We start from the raw sequence: 5,000 nt of genomic DNA, 5'->3' as shown, positions 1-5,000 counted from the left end.
GAGCTGTGATGGGGAAGCTCCTTATGGAGCGAAGTCTTTGATTCCCCGCTGCCAAGAAAAGCTTCTAGCGAGATAAAAGGTGCCTGTACCGCAAACCGACACAGGTAGGCGAGGAGAGAATCCTAAGGTGTGCGAGAGAACTCTGGTTAAGGAACTCGGCAAAATGACCCCGTAACTTCGGGAGAAGGGGTGCTTTCTTAACGGAAAGCCGCAGTGAATAGGCCCAAGCGACTGTTTAGCAAAAACACAGCTCTCTGCGAAGCCGTAAGGCGAAGTATAGGGGGTGACACCTGCCCGGTGCTGGAAGGTTAAGGAGAGGGGTTAGCGTAAGCGAAGCTCTGAACTGAAGCCCCAGTAAACGGCGGCCGTAACTATAACGGTCCTAAGGTAGCGAAATTCCTTGTCGGGTAAGTTCCGACCCGCACGAAAGGTGTAACGATTTGGGCACTGTCTCAACCAGAGACTCGGTGAAATTATAGTACCTGTGAAGATGCAGGTTACCCGCGACAGGACGGAAAGACCCCGTGGAGCTTTACTGTAGCCTGATATTGAATTTTGGTACAGTTTGTACAGGATAGGCGGGAGCCATTGAAACCGGAGCGCTAGCTTCGGTGGAGGCGCTGGTGGGATACCGCCCTGACTGTATTGAAATTCTAACCTACGGGTCTTATCGACCCGGGAGACAGTGTCAGGTGGGCAGTTTGACTGGGGCGGTCGCCTCCTAAAGTGTAACGGAGGCGCCCAAAGGTTCCCTCAGAATGGTTGGAAATCATTCGTAGAGTGCAAAGGCATAAGGGAGCTTGACTGCGAGACCTACAAGTCGAGCAGGGACGAAAGTCGGGCTTAGTGATCCGGTGGTTCCGCATGGAAGGGCCATCGCTCAACGGATAAAAGCTACCCCGGGGATAACAGGCTTATCTCCCCCAAGAGTCCACATCGACGGGGAGGTTTGGCACCTCGATGTCGGCTCATCGCATCCTGGGGCTGTAGTCGGTCCCAAGGGTTGGGCTGTTCGCCCATTAAAGCGGTACGCGAGCTGGGTTCAGAACGTCGTGAGACAGTTCGGTCCCTATCCGTCGTGGGCGTAGGAAATTTGAGAGGAGCTGTCCTTAGTACGAGAGGACCGGGATGGACGCACCGCTGGTGTACCAGTTGTTCTGCCAAGGGCATAGCTGGGTAGCTATGTGCGGAAGGGATAAGTGCTGAAAGCATCTAAGCATGAAGCCCCCCTCAAGATGAGATTTCCCATAGCGTAAGCTAGTAAGATCCCTGAAAGATGATCAGGTTGATAGGTTCGAGGTGGAAGCATGGTGACATGTGGAGCTGACGAATACTAATAGATCGAGGACTTAACCATATAATATGTAGCAAATGTTATCTAGTTTTGAAGGAATATGCCTTCATAGTTTGGTGATGATGGCAGAGAGGTCACACCCGTTCCCATACCGAACACGGAAGTTAAGCTCTCTAGCGCCGATGGTAGTTGGGACCTTGTCCCTGTGAGAGTAGGACGTCGCCAAGCAACTTTAAGACGAGTCAGAATGACTCGTCTTTTTTGTATGCTTTCATACCTCTATCAATTGCATTTTTAACCCCTTCTAAATAAGAAAATCCATATTTTTTATCTGGCTCTAAGTAAGTTCCTTCCGCCCACTCGTTCCATGCGTTAATAAATAAAAACTCGCTGTTATAAAAAGAGTAAGTCCGATGAATTTGCTTGCTTAAATATATGGTGAACCTGAATATTTGCCTATTGATGAGAAACATCCATTAAGACCACTTTCCCCGTATGGAATAACAAAAGTTTCGCTGGAGAATTATTTGTATTTTTATAAGAAAAAATATGGAATAGATTATGTTGTATGTAGATATTCTAATCCGTATGGAAAATACCAAAACCCCTTAAAAAAAGTTGGGGCGATAAATTGTTTTTTGTACCAGCATCTCAGTAATGAAAGGATTCATATATATGGGAATCCAGAGGAGATTATTAGAGATTATATTTATATTGATGATTTAGTTGAAATTACTATACAACTAGCACAATTAAATCAATTGCAATCTTGCGTATATAACATAGGGAGTGGAAAAGGTCTTTCTTTAAAACGAATTATAGTGAAATTAGAGAAAATAACAGAAAGAAAAGTGGATTTTATCTGTTACAAACAAAAACAAGAGAACGTTCAAAAAATCATTTTAAATATTGATAAGGTAAAACAAGAATTAAATTGGGAACCTAAAATAGATTTTAAACATGGGATTAGATTAAATAAGCTATGGATTAAATAAGCTATGGATTGAAGAGTTCTTATATAGTAAAAAATAATAAACCACACTCTACTTGTATATAAGCAGAGCGTGGTTTATTATTTTACTTCTTTTTCTATTATCCAAAGGTCTTGATGTTCCCACCAAAATCCTTCAATATATTTTTTGATAATTGGGTTATGGGGTAATAATTTAATTTTGTCACACACGTAAGAGGGACTAACTATCGTTTGTCCGTATTGATTCACATCTAAATCGAATTGTTCACTAGAAGAGAGAAACCAATAGCCCTTTTCATTTAAATTTGGAAACCCGAAGTTTGATAGCCATGGGTTTTGAAAATGAATAAACCACCAGGTGAAACAGCGTTATACAATGTTTGCAGCCAACGAAACCAAGTTGTATCAGGCATATGAGAGAAAAAGGATAGACAAAAAACGATATCGTACGTAGAGGAGTCCAATTTTAACTGTTCAGGCTCAGGATGAGATAATGATAGAAGAATTATTTAATTTGTTTTCAATAAAGGAAATAGCCTCTTCGTGTATATCGCAATCGGTTATACTCAAATTCGCTTGTAGATTTAATAAATGACGTGTTACGCAGCCGTATCTGGATGCAAATTCTAACAATTGAATTGGATTGCCTGTAGGAGGATAAAGGGAAGTAATTAAGTTTAAGAGTATTTGTACTGAGTTTTGCCCATCTTTAAAGTAGTAATCTATCGCTTCTTTTTTTTGATGGGAAGATGGGATTAGTGACAGTGAACTGAAAGATATGATCCTCAGGATTGGATACTTGCATTTACATTATAGCTGTGTGCGATTTGAGAAATTAAATCTTTATGTTCCTCTATAAAGTCTTTCAAAGAGTATTCCCCCTTAAATAATAGTAGCGCCTTACAAGAGATATTGATGGCATAGAAAGCACACGTTTAAATTTTTAAGTATGTTTTAAGATACTTTCTATATGTATACATTTTCATTTTAGAAATGTCGTCGATAGTAAATCTTTCTTTAATGAAATTTTGCATTTGTAAAACTTCATTGTAATGGGAGTATGAATCTTCTGTTCTCGTTACGCTATTTAAATGTCGTCTATGATAGTTTAAGGGGGCTGGATTGAAGTAAATATCTCCCTCTGTAAGAAGAGAAACATAGAAAAACCAATCACCAGCTATTTTGAACTTCTCTAACTGTTTTTCTGTTTTCTTCATATCTATATTTTTAAAAACTACACTTGAAACATTAGGTATAGTGTTTTTGATAAGTAACGTATCTTGTATTTCTTCGACGCCTTTTCGAAAATAGGGGCCTTTCCATTTTTCTTTATCGATATCATTTGTGTAATTTAAATAATGATTAGCCAATACATTTCCTTGTTCATCAATTTGTTTTGATTGTGTGTAACTTAAGGTAATATTGTTATTTATATAAAACCCCTGTATCACCTCTTGTGAAAATGTCTTATCGCATAAGTCATCGGCCTCTGCGATCCAAATATAATCACCAGTTGCTGCAGAGACTCCTTTTATCCATTGTTTAAATACAGAACCAGAGTTTTTATCATTAATAATCTGTTGAACCTTCAGGTGGGGCTTATTTTCTTTTGAGAGCAGCTTTTTAAAAGTTGATACGCTATGATCAGTGGAGGCATCGTCTAAGAAAATTAGTTCGTAAAGAGGGTAGGTTTGGTTTAAGATTGATTCGATTCGAGCAGGTAAGTATTTTTCATAATTATAGTTCGGTATGATTACACTTATCTTTTTGTAATTATGTTCGAGAAGATCTAGTAATTGATAAATGTAATTAAGAAAATTGAAGTTTTTTTCGATAAGTTCTTGGCCAAAGCTTCCCTTTTGTAATCGTAATCCCTCATCGTGAATAAATTCATATATTTTCTCTAGCATTTTGGGTAAATTTAAAAAATCTACTAAGGCACCAGTTTTTTCTGTAACAACATCCTCGAAACCTCCAGCATTTTTAAACCCTATAACAGGAAGTTTTGCATCTAATGCTTCTAAAACAACATTTGGAAAAGGATCTTCCCTTGAAGTTAATAAGTATAAGTCAGCCCCGGCGTTATATAATCCGATATCGGGAGTAGGATCGACTAATGTGAAATGTGCTTTATATTTAGGGGGCAGTGTATTCAGGAATTGAACGTCTGTTCTCCCTACCCAAATGAAATGAATATCCTTGTGAGTCTTTCGTACTGAGTAAGAGATAAGTGAGAATAGATCTATTCCTTTTCGATAATCTGCGAAGCCTACACCTAAGATGATTTTGCTATCTAGAGGCAGGTTAAGCCTCTTACGTAACTCATTTCTAGCTTTTGTAATATTGTTCTTATAAGGATTGTGGTTAAACAAACCTTGAGGGAGAATGTGACATTTTTGAGGATCCAATTCAGTGATTGTACGAAATTTTTCATATACGTATTGTGAAGGGAAGACAACTTTGTAAGCAAATTCAGCGATGTTTTTAGCTTTCCCTTCAGCGGAGTACTGTTGTATTAAATGCGGTAACTCATGTATTAATGAAACAACTTTTATATTGTGTCTAGCTAGTAATGCAACGATATCGCCACTTATGACAGTGCTACATATGGCGAGGGTAAAATTCTGCGATAATAAATCCTTTATTAATAATTCAACCTTTTCTTCTGTTTGATAACCTTGCTCGAGACAATAAACAGGACCGTACTTTTGAAAATCGGGAATTAAAATACCG

At 38.7% G+C, this 5,000-nt stretch carries 1 protein-coding gene, 2 rRNA genes and 3 pseudogenes (2 of these 6 only partly in view); 3 read left to right on the top strand and 3 right to left on the bottom strand.

Annotated elements, in window-relative coordinates; genetic code table 11:
- Together MKY38_RS20700 and rrf are read left to right on the top strand one after the other, a co-directional pair.
- Positions 1-1,357 (top strand): 23S ribosomal RNA (locus MKY38_RS20700); it begins 1,565 nt to the left of the window's first position.
- A 49-nt stretch (positions 1,358-1,406) separates the two neighbouring features.
- Positions 1,407-1,522 (top strand): 5S ribosomal RNA (rrf, locus tag MKY38_RS20695).
- A 14-nt stretch (positions 1,523-1,536) separates the two neighbouring features.
- Here the strand turns inward: rrf and MKY38_RS20690 are convergent.
- Positions 1,537-1,740 (bottom strand): annotated as a pseudogene (locus MKY38_RS20690) (glycoside hydrolase family 99-like domain-containing protein); the annotation flags it as partial.
- Here MKY38_RS20690 and MKY38_RS20685 point away from each other — a divergent pair.
- Positions 1,726-2,326: pseudogene (locus MKY38_RS20685) on the top strand (GDP-mannose 4,6-dehydratase); the annotation flags it as partial. The pseudogenes MKY38_RS20690 and MKY38_RS20685 overlap by 15 nt on opposite strands.
- A gap of 40 nt (positions 2,327-2,366) precedes the next feature.
- Here the strand turns inward: MKY38_RS20685 and MKY38_RS20680 are convergent.
- Together MKY38_RS20680 and MKY38_RS20675 are read right to left on the bottom strand one after the other, a co-directional pair.
- Positions 2,367-3,136, bottom strand: a pseudogene (locus MKY38_RS20680) (class I SAM-dependent methyltransferase).
- A 66-nt stretch (positions 3,137-3,202) separates the two neighbouring features.
- Positions 3,203-5,000, bottom strand: the 3' portion of a protein-coding gene (locus MKY38_RS20675) for a glycosyltransferase (RefSeq protein WP_065223796.1). It continues 134 nt past the right edge of the window; 1,798 of the gene's 1,932 nt are visible here — the last part of the coding sequence; its start codon lies beyond the right edge, outside the window — the gene reads right to left on this strand; its stop codon occupies positions 3,203-3,205.

It is taken from the genome of Bacillus sp. FSL R5-0585, from assembly GCF_038004545.1.
In the GTDB taxonomy this organism is placed as follows: Bacteria; Bacillota; Bacilli; order Bacillales; family Bacillaceae_G; genus Bacillus_A; species Bacillus_A cereus.
The sequence above is the reverse complement of the archived record's forward strand: the minus strand, read 5'-3'. Positions and strand labels throughout refer to the sequence as shown.